At 29.4% G+C, this 19,215-nt stretch carries 14 protein-coding genes; all 14 read right to left on the bottom strand.

Features of this window, described 5'->3' with window-relative positions; translation table 11 throughout:
- Positions 1-1,387: 1,387 nt before the first annotated feature.
- Positions 1,388-2,833, bottom strand: a complete 1,446-nt coding sequence (locus DS830_RS07885; protein WP_118908922.1) for a glycoside hydrolase family 1 protein — start codon at positions 2,831-2,833, stop codon at positions 1,388-1,390.
- A 2-nt stretch (positions 2,834-2,835) separates the two neighbouring features.
- A complete protein-coding gene (locus DS830_RS07880) occupies positions 2,836-3,552 on the bottom strand; it encodes a glucosamine-6-phosphate deaminase (RefSeq protein WP_118908921.1) in 717 nt (238 codons plus the stop codon).
- A 43-nt stretch (positions 3,553-3,595) separates the two neighbouring features.
- Entirely contained in the window at positions 3,596-5,467 is a 1,872-nt protein-coding gene (locus DS830_RS07875) for a beta-glucoside-specific PTS transporter subunit IIABC (protein WP_205526783.1), read from the bottom strand.
- A 107-nt stretch (positions 5,468-5,574) separates the two neighbouring features.
- A complete protein-coding gene (locus tag DS830_RS07870) occupies positions 5,575-6,417 on the bottom strand; it encodes a PRD domain-containing protein (RefSeq protein WP_162887558.1) in 843 nt (280 codons plus the stop codon).
- Positions 6,418-6,596: 179 nt separating this feature from the next.
- Positions 6,597-7,538: a restriction endonuclease gene (locus DS830_RS07865; protein ID WP_118908918.1), complete on the bottom strand. Its 942-nt coding sequence runs from the start codon at positions 7,536-7,538 to the stop codon at positions 6,597-6,599.
- A gap of 48 nt (positions 7,539-7,586) precedes the next feature.
- Positions 7,587-8,045, bottom strand: a complete 459-nt coding sequence (locus tag DS830_RS07860; RefSeq protein ID WP_118900011.1) for a hypothetical protein — start codon at positions 8,043-8,045, stop codon at positions 7,587-7,589.
- 11 nt (positions 8,046-8,056) lie between these two features.
- A complete protein-coding gene (locus tag DS830_RS07855) occupies positions 8,057-9,940 on the bottom strand; it encodes a Rad50 family protein (RefSeq protein WP_118908917.1) in 1,884 nt (627 codons plus the stop codon).
- Positions 9,941-9,958: 18 nt separating this feature from the next.
- The gene (locus DS830_RS07850) at positions 9,959-11,527 is read right to left on the bottom strand and encodes a hypothetical protein (protein ID WP_118908916.1); all 1,569 of its coding nucleotides are present in this window, start codon (positions 11,525-11,527) and stop codon (positions 9,959-9,961) included.
- Positions 11,528-11,708: 181 nt separating this feature from the next.
- A complete protein-coding gene (locus DS830_RS07845; RefSeq protein ID WP_118908915.1) occupies positions 11,709-12,158 on the bottom strand; it encodes a hypothetical protein in 450 nt (149 codons plus the stop codon).
- Positions 12,151-14,184, bottom strand: a complete 2,034-nt coding sequence (locus DS830_RS07840; protein WP_118908914.1) for an AAA family ATPase — start codon at positions 14,182-14,184, stop codon at positions 12,151-12,153. The genes DS830_RS07845 and DS830_RS07840 overlap by 8 nt, the downstream gene beginning before the upstream one ends.
- Positions 14,184-14,360: a hypothetical protein gene (locus DS830_RS08915; RefSeq protein WP_162887557.1), complete on the bottom strand. Its 177-nt coding sequence runs from the start codon at positions 14,358-14,360 to the stop codon at positions 14,184-14,186. Before DS830_RS08915 ends, DS830_RS07840 begins: the two co-directional genes overlap by 1 nt.
- Entirely contained in the window at positions 14,338-15,711 is a 1,374-nt protein-coding gene (locus tag DS830_RS07835; protein ID WP_118908913.1) for a DEAD/DEAH box helicase family protein, read from the bottom strand. Before DS830_RS07835 ends, DS830_RS08915 begins: the two co-directional genes overlap by 23 nt.
- Positions 15,708-17,918, bottom strand: a complete 2,211-nt coding sequence (locus DS830_RS07830; protein WP_118908912.1) for a sigma factor-like helix-turn-helix DNA-binding protein — start codon at positions 17,916-17,918, stop codon at positions 15,708-15,710. The genes DS830_RS07835 and DS830_RS07830 overlap by 4 nt, the downstream gene beginning before the upstream one ends.
- 86 nt (positions 17,919-18,004) lie before the next feature.
- A complete protein-coding gene (locus DS830_RS07825) occupies positions 18,005-19,108 on the bottom strand; it encodes a hypothetical protein (RefSeq protein ID WP_162887556.1) in 1,104 nt (367 codons plus the stop codon).
- Positions 19,109-19,215: the final 107 nt, after the last annotated feature.

Here is a 19,215-nt window from a genome sequence, read left to right as displayed (position 1 = left end):
ATAGATTTAGCTCAAGCAAGTATATAATTTTAATAAACTGCTAATTACAAAAAAGCATATATTGTATAATTATTAAAAATAGTGTGTGCCAACAGTTTTCTAACGTGATGACACACACTATTATTGTGTAAAATAAGTATTTTTTATATATCGCAGATTATATAATTAATACAAATAGGCATTAATCTAAAAAACCAAAGTAATTCTTTTATAATGGTAGTTATTACACAAACTGTAAAAGAAGGATTACTTTGAGCATCTTTACTTTAAAATAATTTGACTACAAAGTGATAGCACTTTTATTGAAAAAATAAAATCAAACAACAAATTTTCAATCCTAGTAATGTCGCTAAATCGTCTTTTTACACGAAATTGTAACTATTAGGATTTGATGATTTTGAATCATAAGAATACCAATCAGAAAAGAAAACATTGTGGTCGTAAACCTATTTTGAATGCATCGCTCAAACAAATAATTGAAAAATCATTTGTGGTTAAATTACTCTCATCAAGCGATTGCTTCCAAATTTAAGTTAGCGATAATTTTGATTTATAACTGGCTATATCAAGGTCAGTTGTTTTTTGATTGTAAAGACTTACTAGACTGTAATCACCGTCGATATCGTACCCATGAAATTTGTGGGTGATATCAAACAAGTACTATTATTAAATAACGTCAGATGGAGATTAAATAACGACAAGAGTTAGTTCATTACAGTTTTATTATCAAGCCGTGAGTAAAAAACAAAGCTTGTTTAATATCCTTTGAAAGCTTTATGCGGTATTTTATTAGTACAATTCAAAGCATTAACGTTGATTATAGCAAAGAGCTTACCCAATATCATAAACTAGAACAACGTTATGGAATCACCAGTTATTTTGTTATTCCTATTCACTTTGGAGATAGGGTAGCATTGTTTTTTTCCAAGAAAACTAACTTTATTAAAGTTACTACCAATCAAGTATTGGAAATTGTGGAACTGGTTAATAATCGGTTCTTAAAGCTGCACAATTATCACACTGACATTAAAGTTTTTAGAGCCTGTTTGGATTCAACTTGTCATTTGCTATCACAATATAATTATCGTATTTATATCCACTATAATCATAAACATACACTATTTTTCGTATAAATTGGCAATTCTGCCGACTTATTGTCTGATTATTGAATTTAAAAAAGGTTATCGATAAACTGTTAGGTTGTGTTTAATAAATTATTTTCCAATTGGTTGCGATAATAATCATTGTAAAATAGAGAAATTACCTAGTTTTATAGAATTTGAATATAGTAGTGAAGATTTAAAAATTATAATCATCATATGTCAATAAACTAAACCAAAACCAGCTAGACTAATTAATCTAGCTGGCAATAAATTTGTTATTCAAACTAACTATATTTACTGATTAAATTTTTATACCAATAAAATGAATCTTTAGGATGTCTAGACAAAGTACCATTCCCATAGTTATCCTGATCAACGTAAATAAGTCCATATCTTTTAGACATTTCAGAAGTTCCAGATGAAATAATATCCAATGCCGACCACATAGTGTATCCCATCAAATCCACTCCATCTTTAATTGCTTCTGATACTGCTTCTATATGATCATTTAGATATGAAATACGATAATCATCATGTATCTTATAATCAATTGTAATCTTATCATTGGCACCTATCCCATTTTCTACAATAAATAAAGGTATATGATAGCGTGCATATAACTTATTCAAAGAATATCGTAATCCTAATGGGTCAATTTGCCATCCCCATTCAGATTTTTTTAAATAAGGATTAACTATTGTATCTCTTAAATTACCCTTAGTTTTACTATTATTGATAGTGTTATTTGCTGCTATATTAGACATATAATAACTAAAAGATAAAAAATCAGGTTTATTTTGTTTTAATAGTTGACTATCGTTTTTAGTAATATCTAAGTGTACATTGTTCTTTTTCCATATACGTTGAGCATAATATGGATATTCTCCATTAATCATTGTATCAGTATAATATAAATTATCCTCATAATCTTTTTGTTGAGCAGCTAAAACGTCATCAGGACTAGGCGTTAATGGATAAGTTGCAAAATATGCAATCATGCATCCCAATTTACTATTAGGATCTTTTAAACTTAAATCACTCTTAATTTGTGCAGATGCAACAAATTGATTATGAGCTGCTTGATAAAGATCTTGTTGGTAGTTATTTGATTGATCTTCAACTACACCCGTGGATTTAAAAGCAGAAAATTTACTTGCATTAATTTCATTAAACCCTATCCATAATTTCACACGATTGCTATAACAATCAAATAAAGTATTTGCATATTTTCTAAATAATGTTATTAATTTTCTATCTGACCATCCGTTATATTTCAAAGATAATTGCAACGGCATATCAAAATGTGAAATTGTAACTAATGGTTGCATACCATTTTCTATAATTTTATTAATAACATTATCATAAAATTCTATAGCTTTTTTATTGGGGCTTTTTTCCTCTCCGGTAGGGAAAAACCTACTCCAAGATATTGAAAATCTAAATACATTAAAACCCATTTGTGAACATAATTTAATATCTTCATCATAGTGATGATAAAAATCTATTCCATGGCGTTTAGGATAATGCTTTGTACTTTCATCAAGTAAAGCAGTATTAATATCTGTACTTGTTATTTTTTTGTTAATAGTTAAAGATTTATTACTTAATTCTGAATCAAAAAATGATACATCTGAAACAGCTAATCCCCTACCATCTTCATTAAATGCACCTTCTGCTTGACAGGCTGAAATGGCTCCACCCCATAAAAAATCTTTAGGAAAATTGTTCATAATTATTTATTCACTTCTTTCATAGCCTTTTTATCAGCTATAACAGTTAAATCAGGATGTAATTTTAAAACAGATGCTGGATATTGGTTATCAACAGGGCCCTTAACAAGATGCCATATTGCTTCTGCTTTTTCAGAACCTGTTGCAATTAAAATTAATTTTTTAGCAGCCATAATACTTCTTGGCCCCATAGTAATCCAATAATCAGGAACTAATGATTGATTTTCAAAATGGCCACTAATTTTTTTCTTTAGTTCACCTTTAGCATCCACCTTTACAGTCTCATCTTCAAACTTAGTTGTACCAGGTAAGTTACCACAATAATGACTATCTTTCCCAATTCCTAAAAGAATCGCATCTAAACCACCTATTGATTTGATTTTTTCATCTTGTTCTTTGTAATTATCACCATTTAAATGATGAAACCGACTTGTAGAAATTTGTGCAGGATTTAAATACATATCTTCCAAATCTCTCATAGTTATACCTATAAAATTAGAATCAGTAGATGGTATTTCATCAAAATTATAATAATGAACATTATTAAAAGCGTCATTATTTCTTATACGTGGTGCCATGTATGAATAAACTCCCTTAGGTGTGCTTCCAGCAGTAATAGCTATATTAATTCTATTTTGTTTACTCAACATTAATCCAATTAACATTTCTCCTGTTAATTCATTGAGTTCCTGTTTGTTATTTACTGTTATAATTTTCATAATATATATCCCTCCAATAATATTAATATCTCAAAACTTGTAACTAATTAGGAATAATTTCAATCAAAGATTGACCATTCTTAATTGATTGATTATCAGATGGTGATGATAACGATGCATAGTCACTAGAATTACTAATTATTATGATAGTAGTAGGATCATATCCTGCATTCTTGATCTCATTTAAATCAAATTGTAATATTTTTTGCCCAATTTCAACGTGATCTCCTTCATTAACAAAACTTTTGAAGTATTTACCATTAAGATTAACAGTATCTAAACCCACATGAATCATTACTTCCACCCCATCATCAGAAATTAAACCAATCGAATGTTTTGTAGGAAATAACATTTTCACTTTTCCAGAAACAGGAGAAACAACATTACCATTTGATGGCATTATAGCCACAGTTTTCCCCATTAATTGTTTAGAAAAAGTATCGTCAGAGACATCTTCGGTTAAATAAACATCACCATCGACAGGGCTAAAGATGTTGAGTTTATTTTTATTATTGTTTTTAGTACTATTTTTAAATCTAATATCCGAATTATCTTCCGGTTTAAAAATTGTTTTAAATAACAAAAATGTTATAACTAACGTACTAATTAAAGTAGTTGCTAAACCAATCAAGAATCCTGTAGTTGTACTATTTAAAAATACTGGAATGGATAAAACACTGGGCATTACCATAGCCATTGCTTTAGCACCTAGAGCAGCCCCAATTCCACCACCTAGAGCTCCACCTAAAGTAGCTCCCATAAATGCAGCTTTGTATTTAATTAGTACTCCATACAATGCAGGCTCAGTAATCCCTAAAAATCCCGAGATAGTTGCTGATAGAGAAATTTGTTTCATTTTTGAATTTTTCACAATAAAGTAAACTGCCAACGCTGCAGTTGCTTGAGCCATTGTGCTCATAAAATTCATGGCACCTAAAGTAGAATAACCATAAGTTGCAATTTGTTGAATTGTCAAGGGTCTAATGGCATGATGCATTCCTGTCAAAACAAATAAAGGCCTTAACCCACCTATAATTGCTCCTGCCAATAAAGGTGAAAAATTGATTAATATTTGAAGTCCTTTAGCCATATATTCTCCCAAATAATATCCTAAAGGAGCAATCCCAAATAGCATAATTGGAACAACTACAACTAAAGAAATTAAAGGAGTGAAAATTACAGTTATCATATTAGGTAAGTGATCTTCTAAAAAGCGGTAAATATAGCTTAAAAACCAGACAGAAAGAATTATTGGAATTACAGATTGACTATAATCAACCATCGGTATTGGTAAAAATCCCAAAAATTTAATTTGTGCAACTTTACCAGCAGTTGCTGCAGAAACTAGTGTAGGATATAAAAGCACACCTGCTAATGTAGCTGCCATATATTCATTAGTTTTAAAATATCTTGCTGCACTAATTGATAAAAGAAAAGGGAAGAAATAGAACATAGCATCACTGGCTATATTTAAAACAAACATTGTTCCATTTTTTGGATCAGCTAGCTTTAATGTAGTTGCTATATATAAAAAACCTTTTAGCATACCACCACCAATAATTGGTGCCAAACTTGGCACTAATATTTCAGATAATGCGTTAATTATTCTGCTAATAATTGAATCTTTCTTATCTTTTTCATTTTTTTTAGTATTATCAAATTCAGCTAATCTTGGTAGAATTTCAATTATTTTTTTATATACTTGACTTACATTAGTACCAACAATTACTTGATATTGCCCATTTCTTTTTTGAACACCCATAATACCATCAAGATTTTCAATTTGATTATCTTTTGCCTTATCATCGTTTTTTAAATGAAATCTTAATCTTGTTACACAATGTGTTAAAGATTGAATATTGTTTTCTCCGCCAACATAACTAACTATTGCTTTTGCTAAGTCATTATTTGTCATTACATATCCTTTCATAAATATAAAAGCCTGTCCACAAGACGCATTAATACTGCGATTTGTGAACAGGTTATGCCAGCCAAACTGTAACTATTCCTGTATTTTAATATTTAATTTAGTAAACGTATTAAGTGCAATGTTAAATAGAGTTGTTCATCTTTGCTAATACGAGATCCATATCTTTTAGAAAGATAATCGCTTATTTTTTTACTAATACTGTACTCATTAGAATATTGAGTCATAATCATTTTTAGCATTTGTGGATTAGTTGAATTGTTTTTAACTCTTTCTTTACTTGACAATCTTAAAACCAAATAACGTAAATGATTTATAAATCGTTGATATGCAATAGATTGCTGATCAATTTTATTGTTACTACTAATACTAATTATTTTATTAACATCTCGTGAAACTTCTATCCAGTCAATTGTTTCATCAACTGAAGTTAAATTTTCGGTATTATTTATAACATGTAAAGCAATAAAAGCTGCTTCAGAATTAGGTAATTTAACATTTTTTTCTTTATCAATAATATTAACAACATCTAATCCTAATTTATATATTACTGGATAAAAATGCTTTATTTCCCATTCTAATGGGCTCTTAATATTCATTCCTTGATAATAGCGATGTAAAGTAAAAGATATATGATCTAATAAACCAAAAAATAAACCTCCGTTAATTTTCTTTTCAATCTTACTATCAATATACTGGATAATTTTTATAACAAGATTAATGTCATCATTACTTGCATCAGTTAACTCTGCAGCCATTTGTGTTATATTATAATTTTTACTAGGCAAATAAACATTTTGAATATTATCTTTATTTATAAAGTTTCCTGGATGAACATTAAAACCAATTCCTTTACCAATCAAAATACCTTCTAAGCCTTTAGAACCAACGTCTGTTGCTAACACAACATTATTATTAATTCTACGTTTTACTTTCACATTCACTATCATCTCCTTGTATAAAATAAAAACCATAGTTAAACTTATTTTTTATAAGTTTAACTATGGTTATGCCCAGTAATAAACCAGTAACAATTCCATTAATCTTCAGCATCATTATATATCAAAAAGAAAGCGATATCAATAAAGCTAAATCATTTAATACTTAACATATGCCACTACTCAAAATAATCTTGATCAATATCATAAATAACAAATTGATTTTTTACACGGACACCCACAGCATACTTGATCATTAAATCTGTTAACATACGTCCATTAACTAAAATAATTCCTAATTTTGCAGCTGTATTTTGGGCTCCTTGAGAAAAATCAGATGTAGTAATAAAAACGCCCTTATCGGCGCTTTTTTCGTCTAAAGCTCCATGAAATCTTTGAATTTCAGGACGTTCTACAGTATGGTCTTTTGCATAGCGTTTAGCCTGTAAATAAATTGTCCTTGTCCCTAATGGATCTTGATTGATAACACCATCAATACCAGCATCATTACTAGCAGGTGTGACATATGAGGAACCATTTTTACCCTTGTAGCCCATTTTACTCAATAATTCAACAACTAAACCTTCAAAAAAACTAGGATCATTACTCAAAATTAAATTTAACAATTCTGATGCCACTTGTTTATTTAATTCTTGAACCATTTGATTAATATCAGCTATATTGTCAATACTAGTGTTGTGGTGCTGAACAGATTGTTTTTGCGCTAAGAGCTCTTGGTTATGCTGGCGATAAGCTGATTGTTGATGAACAATATGTCGATCTATCTTTATATTATATTGTTTTAATAATCGTAATCCTAAAGAAGTTATTTGATAATGACTACGTTCAGGACGCTTTAATATTCCTGCTAAGAACATTTCTGAATATGCCCAACCAATTCGATCTTCAATAACTTTAGTTGTTTGTTTACTGTTATCGTACGTTAAGTGACGTAAATTATTGGCTAAACCAATTCCATCAGCTACAGCGTGTTTAATCTCTAAGCCACTATGCACCTGTTCATCTTGTAAATATAACAAAATAGGATAACAAAGACCATCCCAAGTTGGAATATCGTATTTTCCTAATTTTAATTTATGATAATCCACTAATAATGTCATTGGTTAAACCTCAATTATTGTTTTATCCTTATCTTACTATAACCATTATCAAAATGGGGCTTTATTAGAGCTAACTTCTTCAGCAATCATTTCGTTTAATTTTAAAAGTATGGTTGATGGGTCGGCAACAATCGCTCCATCTGCATCCAAATAATCTGGAAAGATATTTCCCCGCAACCATTGGAGACCTCCGTTAGCATATGCAATGAGTTTTTCATAAATTTGATTAATACTCTCATTATCAACCATTGTTTGTAAATCCATATTTTTCCAACTCAATATTAGGCCATACAAAAGTTCTTTTTGGACAGGGGAAAAAGCTAATGAATTAAATTCTAGACCTCGTCTAATATTAGATGGTATCTTTTGTTGATTGCGATAGCCTATCATTACTGCCAAAAAAAAGCTATCGTTCAATTCCAAATGAGCTTTTTGGAGCGTTTGGTAATCTGTATTGTATTCTGCTCCTAAGACAAGATTGCGCTTGCCATCAAATAAATCCGCCATATTTACCCTCCTTATAGTATTGCAGTGAGACTTCTCAACGCCTCAACATTTGTGGCACCGGACATAATGTGATTATTTAATTGATAAATACGCCCGACATTATCTTGTTTCAAGAAGGCTGTTTTCAATTCCGCTGTCAATTCCGTATCCGTTAAATAAACAATCCACTGATTGAACAATTGGGGCATACCAGCAATTAAGTAACGATAATTTACTGTATTTAAATAAGAAAATGGCTGCTCCGTTAACAAAACATTGAAATTATTAATCTGTAAGAGTGCCAATATAAACGCGATTATTAATAATTGCTTTTGACTGGCTGTTAAATTTTTCTGATAAGCATTAGTCAGCAAGTTAGCTGCAACATCTGGTTTAGTTTTAGCTTGTAAATTTTGAAAAATTTCTTTAGTAGTCGTTTGCAGCTTTTCTAAAGTTGCCGTTGTATATATTTCATCTATTGAATCTATAATTTGCTGAAGTAAGTTAGAATTTTTGATTTTTGTGGGCAATTGTTGAAGCATTTGTTGATATTCCAAAATTTCAGTTTGTAAAGTAATGTGTTCTTGTTTCAAGCTGCGTAATTGTAGTTGTTCCTGTTGATTTTGAGTTGCTAATTCTTGAATTTGATTTTGTAATTGATCAATAATTGTGGTAATCCCATCATTATCATGAACTGAATCACTTTCATCATAATTTTCAGTTATTGTTTGCAAAAATTCTTTGTACTCAGCTAATGCTTTTGTTTGCTCTTGCTGAAAATAATAATGATTTTTTTCTACTTCATTAATTCCTGCCTCAATTTGATTAAGACAAGCCAATGACTTTGTATGATTAAAACTTTGCCGTAATTCATTTACGTGAGTCTTTGCTTCGCTATCAGAAGTGAATTCTCGACCACATAGATAACACTTCTGACTATTGGCAGTATTTATCAAGATTTTTTCAGAAATACTTTCCTCACTATGATTACGCAGATTATTAATTATCATAGTAATGTCTGAACAATAATCATAAAATAATTGGTTAGCACCTAATTTGATAAATTCTGCCATTTTATTTAGCTGTGGTTTTTCGTTAACAATGATGGGCTTTTTATTAGAAGAGGCCGTAATCCTTGGTTTTAACTGAGTTAATAGTTTTAACTGCTCTTGAGCTTGCGTATATTGTTGCTGATGTTGATCTTTATTTTGTTTAATTGTTTGGATTTTAGTGCTTAAATTGGTTTGTTGATGCTTTATTGATTGGAAATAATCAGAAGAATCATTATCGCTCATTACCAGCTGAAGTTGACTTTTTAATTTACTACTTAATTTGATAGCTTGTTTTATATCCGTAGTATTCAATAAGTGATAAATAATTGCTTGTAATTTTTGAGTAAAAGCTGAAGCATTATCAATAGCAGTTAGCAATTCCAAACTTTCAGCATCACCAAACAGCATTGATTTAGGTGAAAGAGCTTTTTGGATTTTTTGAGTTACTATTTTTTCAGCTGTAAATTGTTCTTTTTCTTGATGAGGATTCTTGATTTCTAGCCAACATTTTTGTGGTGATTGTTTATATTTTTTACCATCGTAATATCCCTTAACTCGCCGAATTAAGTCATACTGAATGCCATCTTGCTCAAAGAATATTTCTACTTCAGCTTTAAGCCATTGATTAGGTGCACTTTGTAATATTGAATAATTAATCAAACGCTGATTAATTTCATCGCTTTCTTGACCAATACGTGCATCACCCAAAAAAGCAAATAAAATAGCCCGCCAAATATCAGTTCTATCTATTTCCTGATTTCCGATGATTAAAGTCACATTTTGTTGTCCTTCAGTGGCAAAATGTAGACTATGCCGTTCACCAAATTGGCGAAAATTGGTTATAACTAACTGTTGTAGTTGCATACTAATCCTCCGTAAAAATCATATTGTCCATAATTTTTTGATCATTTCGTTTTCACTATATTGGACAATAGTGTTATAAATTAATAAATCATATCCAGGACTAAAATAATCTTTTAGTTTGCACTGTTGACATCCGCTGGTAATCAATAATTTATTTGTAAAACTCATTTGTTGCCACCAGATTTTAAATCTTTCAGTCCATTCTCTTTCTAAATTGCGTAGATAATTTGCGTTTGTTAATGAATCTTGATATATCACAGAATCATTGGCAGACATAAAGCGATTTCTAAAAACATTTTGAGCATCTTCACTCATAGATTGCCAAAATATATGGAGATAACTTTCAATTGAATTAGGTAACAATTGATGCTGAATATACCAGGTATATGGTAAATTTTCCACAATTTGTTGATCAGTATATGTTGATTGTCCCCATTCAATCTCAATTGCGTATTTTAAAATATCAAGAGATGGCACTTTTGATTGTTGCCAATCTTTATCCGTTAATGATGCTAAATTTGTAGTTAATACATCGATAGCTGGATAATGATATTGTTGTTCGTGATCCTTATCTATATAGGTCCTAACTTTTTCTTTATATTCAGATAAACTTATAATAACTTTATTTTCTATAGTTTCAGATTTATTTAAAATATTACTTGGAAAAGGTAACATGGGGAGAAATACTTTCTTAATATTTGTAGATATATGTGTTCTATGATTGGCTAAAAGCGCTTGGTTTACCTTTGTTTTAGAAACTTGAAGTGTAGATTCATTGCAATTATTACTTTGTGGTAATTGTTCTAATATTGAATCAATTTTTTTTAACTTTTTCTTACTAAAATTAAGATTAGTTACTACTTGTTCTATAATTTTGTGTGTCAATTGATCTATTCTAAAAATTCCTTTTGCATTTAATGCACGGACAAATGAACGATAACTTTTTTTATAAAATATAGAAGAAATAAGTTCTGTATTAGTACCTTTATCATATTTGCTTAATTGCTGCTCAGTCCAACTGTGTTCTAATTTAGGTTTATTATTCTCAATTATTTTATGACGTTCTGAATGAGATGATAAAGACTTTTTGAAGACTATCTCAATTGGTGTTTTAACATTAATTTGACAATCAGAAAAAAGTTGCACTATATCATTGATTTTAATAGCAGGATTCAGTATGTTTAATTGATCTAACACTAAACCATACAAGCTATCATATGTAAGCAATGGAACAAAGGACTGCAAGAAATCAAGCAATGGATGTTGATCTACTAATTGTCTAATATTAATCACTTGTGTATCAATTACAAAACTATTCCCTCTATCATCAACACTAAATAATCCCAAATTATGTGATGTATGAACTTTAATTCCAAATAAATTAAAAAGATTCACTATTTCTCTAAATTCCGCATACTGTGACGTATACAATTGGCGCAACCAATCTACTGGTAAAAAAACTTGCTCATTAGCAAAATCAAACTGATAAACAATAGGAGTTGCTAATTTAGAATTAAGAAAATGATCAATCCAATGTTCTATTTGTGCTCGTTGCCAAAATTTAGGAAAATAAATTCCTTCTTGCAAATAAATCCACCTCCTTTTATATACTATTAGCAATAAATAATTTAATTATATAATAAAGATGACTCGCATTCATCAATTTAATAATTGAATAATAATTAAAATATACGTCATATTTTTTGATTTATAATTATAGAAAGGCTAGAACAATATTATGTTCCAGCCCTTATAAATAAAAAAGATATTAAAACGGTGATTGTTGTGGATTTAACTCATCATAAATCATTTGATTGAATCGTACTATTATTTCTTGTGGTTCTATATTAATGGCACCATTATCATTCAGACAATCAAAAAAAACATTATTTCGCATCCATTGAATACCACCATTAGCGTATGCGATTAACTCATCATAAATATTTGTTATTTCTTTATCGTCAACAGGAATACTACCTGTCAAATTTAAAACTAAGCCATATATCAAATCTTTTTGCAATGGTGTAAAATAACTAGGTCTAAATTCCTTACCTCTATGGTCATTTACTGCAATTTTAGTGTTATTACGCTTACCAATTATCAATGCCAAAAAAAAGATATTAGCAATCCCAAGATTTGCAGCATTCATAGCTTCATAATCCATATTATATGAAGTATCTAAAGAGATATTGCGCTTACCATCAAATAGATCAGCCATTATTTTCTCCTCGTAGTATTATTGAATTGAGATCTTTTATTGGTTCTATACTTGTAGTTCCTTGATTACTTGTAGTATTTAATTGATAAATATTACCGACTGTATTTTGTTTGACAAAAGAATCTCTTTCTGCTGCAGTAAACTCAGTATCTGTTAAAAGCAAAATCCATTGACTGGTAGTTCGTGGTATTTCTTGAATAAGACAGTCTCGATTGTCTCCATCAATTCGAGCAAAAGGAGTGTCCATAAATAATGGAAATAACATTTCTGATCGTCCCTCAGAAGCCACTTTAGCTAAAGCTATAACAAAAGCTAAAGATAATATTTGATATTGTCCTTGAGATAAATTACCTGTAAAAGCTGATCTATAAATTTTAAATCTATAATTACGATCAATTTCCACATGATCAATTAAAGTTTTATCTTTATCAGCAATAAATCGCTGAAAAAATTCTTTAGTGTATGTCTGAACTTTCTGCCGACATTGATATCCGTAATCTTCCACAATATTTTTCAATTGATCTACTATATTGTCTAATAAGTAGGACTGTTGCTTTTTAGCACGTAATGTATTGTCTTTATTTTGAGAAATAAGCCAGTCATGATTTAATTTATCTTGTTTTTTTTGTAAAATTTTAACTCTTTCTTGTTCTTTTTGAACTTGAAGTTTGCAATCATTAATATTTTGTTCAATTCTTTGAATAGATTTTCCTAAAGATTCTGCTTCTTTAACATCATTATCATTAACTTTTAATTGTTCTTGGAGAGTATCAATTTTATATTGAATTTCTTTTTGTTTTTTACAATTATCATTATATTTTTTAAAAGTCTGTGCTTGAGTTTCAATATAACTATCATGATTATTTTCAACTTCATTAATACCAGATTCTATCTGATTTAAATAAGCCGTCGAATGTGAATATTTAAATTTCTGTAACAACTCTTGAACGTGTTGATATGCTTCTGGATGTTCATTCAACTTATTACCGCATAAATAACAAATCTGATCTTTGATGGTTTGTTCTAAAACTGTTTGAGGGATATTATCATCACTATCTTTTCGTAAAGAGGCAACATTAATCTTAATATCAGATAAAAGATCACTAAATAGCTGACTAGATCCTTGTTTAACTAATTCTGTCATATACATAATTTGTTGGTCGATAGTTGACTGTAATTGTTGCTTTTGCTCAGTATAATTATTTATTTTTTGTGCTAAAACGCGCATATCTTCTGAAGATTGATACAGTTGCTTCTTATTTTCTAATTCTTTTTGAGCTTGTATTATCTCTTGCTCGCTGGTAGCTATTATTTGTTGACTTTGTTGCATTTGTTCTTCGTTTTTTGTTCTTTGTTGCTCTAGTACTTGTAAATTATTATCTTTACTTTCGGCAACCACATTACGACGAATACGATTACTCAATTTTGTAGCAATGCTAATTGCTTTATTTAAATCTTTAACTTGTAATAATTGATAGATACCTTCTTGAATCTTTTTATTAGCGTTTGAGGATTCATCTAAATCTGACACAATTTGTAAGCTTTCCGCATCAAAAAAGAAAAATTCACTAATATCCTCTCGCATAATAGAAGAAATAGTTGCAGTAATCATATCTTTATCGTCGATACTATTTTCAGTACTATCGGAACTAATGTCTAAACGACATTGTTGATTATTCAATTGTAAATATTGTTCGCCATCAAATCTTCCTTGAATGGCTCTTACAATACGATAGTTAATCTTATTATGTTCAAATTCTAATTCTACAGTGGCTGTTACTATTTTTCCTATAGATTCCTGTAAGGCTACTTCATTAATTAAATGCACATCTACATTATCTGAATCTTGATTTAATTTAACTGCGCCAAATAGTGCAAAAAGAACCGCTCGAAAAATACCGGTTTTACCAGCACCATTTTGTCCGAGAATAACAGTTACATTTTGAGTATCTTCACTAGCAAAATGGATATATTGCTTATCTCGAAATTGGCGAAAGTTATTAACTATTAATTGCTTTAATTTCATTAATTATCCTCCTTAATAACTTTTTCTAAAACCTGTATTAAACGTTGCTCAATTTCTTTATCTGTAAATTGATCTTGCTTTTGTTGAGTGATAGCTGTTAGCAACACTTGAATAGGTTCTTTTACGTTCATTGGTAATTCTTCAATCCTCATTTTAATATCTTGTTGTAATGCCATATTTTTTCATCTCCTCTTGTGCTTCTAGATAAATTTCTTGTGGTGATTTATCTAAATATCTCTCCAATTTTAACTTTCTTAATATTGGAATTAATTTTTTTCGCGCTGTAAATTTATTTAATGCAAATTCATTCAAGTCAAATACCCGAGGTAATTCATGTTTAATCAAAGTTTCAGTATCTTTACCTAAATAATCTTTAGGTGGAAAAACCACAAAATCGTGTAATATGGCTTTATTTTTTCCAGGGGATAAACGCAAAATTCGTCCTCGTCTTTGCACAAACTCTCGCGGATTAGTTGTACTAGCCAAAAAAAATGCCTCTCGTGTAGCTGGGATGTCAACCCCTTCATCTAAACATTTTACGGCTACTAAAACTTCAATTTCACCCTTAGAAAATTTTCTTAATACTTGTTGACGTTTTATTTTACTAAGATCAGAATCAAAATTATGACAAGTTATTTGATGTCGATGTAATAATTGCATTATTTGATGAATTTCCTGTTTATCGCTACAGTAAATTAATGTATAATGGTGATCTTTTTGCCTTAACAATACTTGTTCTAACAATGATTGCTTAACAGCGGCTTGTTTAATTAAACGCGCTCGTTTTAAAAGTAATAGTTGCAGAGAATCACGTATTTTTGAATCCTTTTGTTTACGATGCATCATTGATTTGACTTTAGTAGTTAAATATTCAAATTCTTCCATTTCCTCTTCTGTAAAAGGTGCAATAATGGGATCATATTCATACTGTGTTAGAAAATGATTTTTAATAGCCGTTTCTAATGAGTATTCATAAACATCTTCACCGAATATTTTACGAACAAAATCAGTCCCAGTTATATCCCACCAACGAGTAGGGGTGGCTGATAAGCCTAATCGATTAGGAAAATTGTATAAGAAATTTCGTTGCTTATCGTTAGCACCTAAATAGTGACATTCATCCCCCAATAAAAATGATTGCTGAAAATCTAAATTTCGAATGCAGTTTTCAAATTTATTAGAAACAATGCTTTGATAGGTACCAATAACCACAACTCGTGATCTAAAGTTACGATTATAAAACCATACTAAATCATGTAATGAGTGGATCCACTCACGGCTATTACCGAAAATATGACAATCGACATTAATTCCCGCAGCTTTTAAACTAGATTCCCATTGACTAACTAAATGAACAAAAGGAACAATGATCACTAAAAATTGTCGCTGATATTCTTGATAATAATCTTGTGCAGCAGCAATACTAGTATATGTTTTACCTGTTCCAGTAGCCATATTAAAAATACCAACACGTCCATTATTTTTAAAATTAGTTACTGCCGTTTGCTGATAATTTCGTAATTTCATGAATCGACCTCACTGATATTACCAATCTCATCAACTTGGAAATGATTATTTTGATAGAATTCTTTAGAAAAACATTTTTTAATCTTATCTGATCGCTTAGGCACGAGACCCATTTCAGCAGCTTGATCATAAATTTGTGCCTGATTAGAATTATCTGATAACCAGATTCGAATCTGATGAGCAACAATATCTTCCATAGATTGATATTTACTATTATTACGAGTTAAGACATAACAATTAGATCTAAACATTTTTTTGGGCCAAACATAAAAATGATAGCCTAATAGTGTTGCATAAGTTGCAAATAATTCTCTTGTCCAGCGATAGCCTACATCTGGTAAGTCCATCCAAATAGCTTCTGATAATAAGGTCAGCACTAGAAAATCTTTTGTACCAAACAAATTATTTAACGTGTTGGCTACTGCTTTGTCAGCTTCTGGAGAACGTTTTATATCACTCCTTTTAGCATAATAGTCAACTGAAACAGGCACTAAATCAGCTTTTTCCATATAACTACGGTAATTTTGATTCCAAGAACTTTCGCTAAGACCGGCTGTTAATGCTATTTGTTTCAACTTATCTTCAGTGATTTTATTTGAAACTTGTAATGATAAATAAAGAGGCCATATTTCACCCGGTTGCTTCTTTATATCCGGTAACATATCAACATTCACAATAAAAGTATTATTAATAATATCAATTTTATTTATAAATCTATTAGGTTTTAAATTGTTAAGATATCTAATTAATGATGTAACCGCACTTTTATTATAAATATGAGTGGTATCAATCTGATCATTCAGTTCATTATTATAGTAGTCATAGACAATTTCTAAAGACAAGATAGGTCGTTTATTCAAATTAGTATTAATAAAATCAATTAACTTCGGTGCTAGTACTTTTTCAGCAGCCTTAATATTAATCCAAAAAACTTTATTACCATCAACAATAATTTCAGAATTATTAGAAGCTTCTTGCCTAATAGTATAATCTTGCCACCCAAATTCATTATTAAGATCTTGTATAGCAATGGGCAATTGCTGAGTTTTTAAATATCTTACAATTTGTTCTGAAATCTTAATCGGCTGACTGCCATTCACAAAAATATCATTATTACGGCCATCAGAATAAACAAAATCATTAGGGTATAATCTTTGAAATATTTGATAAAATTCATCATTAGTCATAGATTTAGGTAATTGATCTTTAATTTGATTATATAACCATAAATCACGTGAATAATGATATCCGTCAGCAAAATGTTTATTTAGCATTTCCTTCGCTGTCTCAAATACTTCTAAATTATAATCATTTTTATTAAAAAACTTATAATATCCCTTACCTACAGTGATTATTTCCAAATTATTATTAAATGTTCCACAAAAACCCTTGTAAGTTTCACTAATTTGATATCCAAATTCTTGCTGCGTCCAATTATTTATCCGATGATAATTTCTTTCGTCACATTTTATTTTTGCAAAGTTATTTTTTTGACAGTATCTCCGAATAATTTCTGATTTATTAAGATGTTTTTTAGATATAATACGTTGACGTCGTTCATCTAATGAATAATTCAGATTAGTTAATAGCTCTTCTATTTCGTGAGAGTCCAACTGTAAATTATATTCATGAAATATACTATCAATTTCTGTCCAATAATGTGCTTTGCCATCATTTATTTTAGATTTCAAAATTTCTGTTGCCTGTTTTACATAAGCATCACTTGTAAGCCATATATTTTTTAAAAAAGGCTGATTTTCAAGGACAATATTTTCAATTAAGTACTCATATTCCAAATTTAAGTAATCTTTTAATTTTATTTGTTTACATTGTGTTGTTACCAATAATTTTAGGGTGAAACGTTGTTGTTTCCACCAATTATAGAATTTTACAGAATATTTAGTCTCCATTTGCCGAACACGTTCGCGAGTAATGCCCCAGCGACGACCTAAAGCTTCCAAAGTCAAGGGTTCTTTAATCATTTTTCGATTCTTAAAAATATCACGTGCTCGTTCATCCATAGTTTGAATATATTGATTTAAATAATATTCTATAGAATGCGGTAAAAGTCTTTGCTGAATAGACCAACTATAATTCAATAGCTTATCCGAATATTGATTTACCCATTGCTGATCTTTATTCAAATCTAGTATTAAAGCTTGACGTAAAATATTAACTGAAGGAATATTTGTGGTTTCTTGTGGCACATGAACAATCGATTGTAAGTTTTGTATTAATTCTTTAATTAGAGGATTTTTTCCCCAGTTTAATTGCTTTATTACAATAAAATAATTTATCTCCCAAAATAAGAAAATATAGATAAGATAAGAGGTTCTTTTAAATGTTTCACGTTATCAAAAACATCTGCCGATAACGGAATCATTGGCAAAAAAACCGAATATGAAGATAAATTTTTAGTTTTTATATATTTTTGTTGAATATCTTTAATATTATCTATAATTTTACGTAGTTTTTTATTACCAATACCTGGTGTTAAACAGATTACACGTAACTTTTCTACAGTTATTTGTGAAATTTTAGTTACTCCATGTGCTTGAAAAGAACGCAAAATAACATTATCTGTTTTCTTGTTAAATACAAAGTTGACTGGCATTGATTCAAAATCTTCTACATCCAAAAAGTTTTCCGGATGTAATTTTTTAAAATCAATCTCTGTTACTTTAGTTAGTTTACTTTCTATTTCTTGTTGTTGTTTTATTTCAATTTCACTATCTGCAAAAACTCGCTTAATCTTGCTTAAGGTCAATTCATCAACGTATTCTATACCTAACTGTATGAACTTATTAACAATTAAAGATTGTTGTTTTTTGTCAAAGAGTTGATCAAGTCTAAGTCGAGAATTATTAATTTCACCACTTTCTTGGATTTCAAAGTTAGTTAATTTGCTATATGTAGATATTTTAATTTTATCAACATTAAAAAGTTGAACCAAATTATCTATCTCAATAGTTGGATTAACAAAAATCAATTGATTAAGAACTAGTCCAAATAAACTGTTATAAGCTAATATGGATGGAAATAGATTTAATGAATTCAATAATGGGTGTCGGCTAATAAAATCTTTTACATCCACAAAACGAGTATCATTAACAATGATAGTATCGTGTTGCCATTTAAAAACTCCAAAAATTCCTTGTCCGTGATTAACTTGTACTTTAATTCCAAACAATTTAAAAAGCTGAATTATTTCATTAAAAAATAAACGATTTTTTACGTATAACTTACGCAATAAATCGACTGAAAGTGCTTTATCAGAATCAAAATTATCCAAATCTATAGAAGTATTCATTTTATTAGTAATAAAAGTAGTAATCCAATTATCAACTTGGTCATCAGACCAAAAATTGGGAAAGAAAATCCCTTCTTCCAATTTCACTAACACCTTCAATATATGTAATATGTTATAAAAATCCAAAACATCTATTTATATTCTGATTATATAATAGGGATAATTTCTGTCAACAGAATATCAAAAATATAAAC

Origin of the sequence: Bombilactobacillus bombi (assembly GCF_003522965.1) — a bacterium.
GTDB classification, from domain to species: domain Bacteria; phylum Bacillota; class Bacilli; order Lactobacillales; family Lactobacillaceae; genus Bombilactobacillus; species Bombilactobacillus bombi.
The sequence above is the reverse complement of the archived record's forward strand: the minus strand, read 5'-3'. Positions and strand labels throughout refer to the sequence as shown.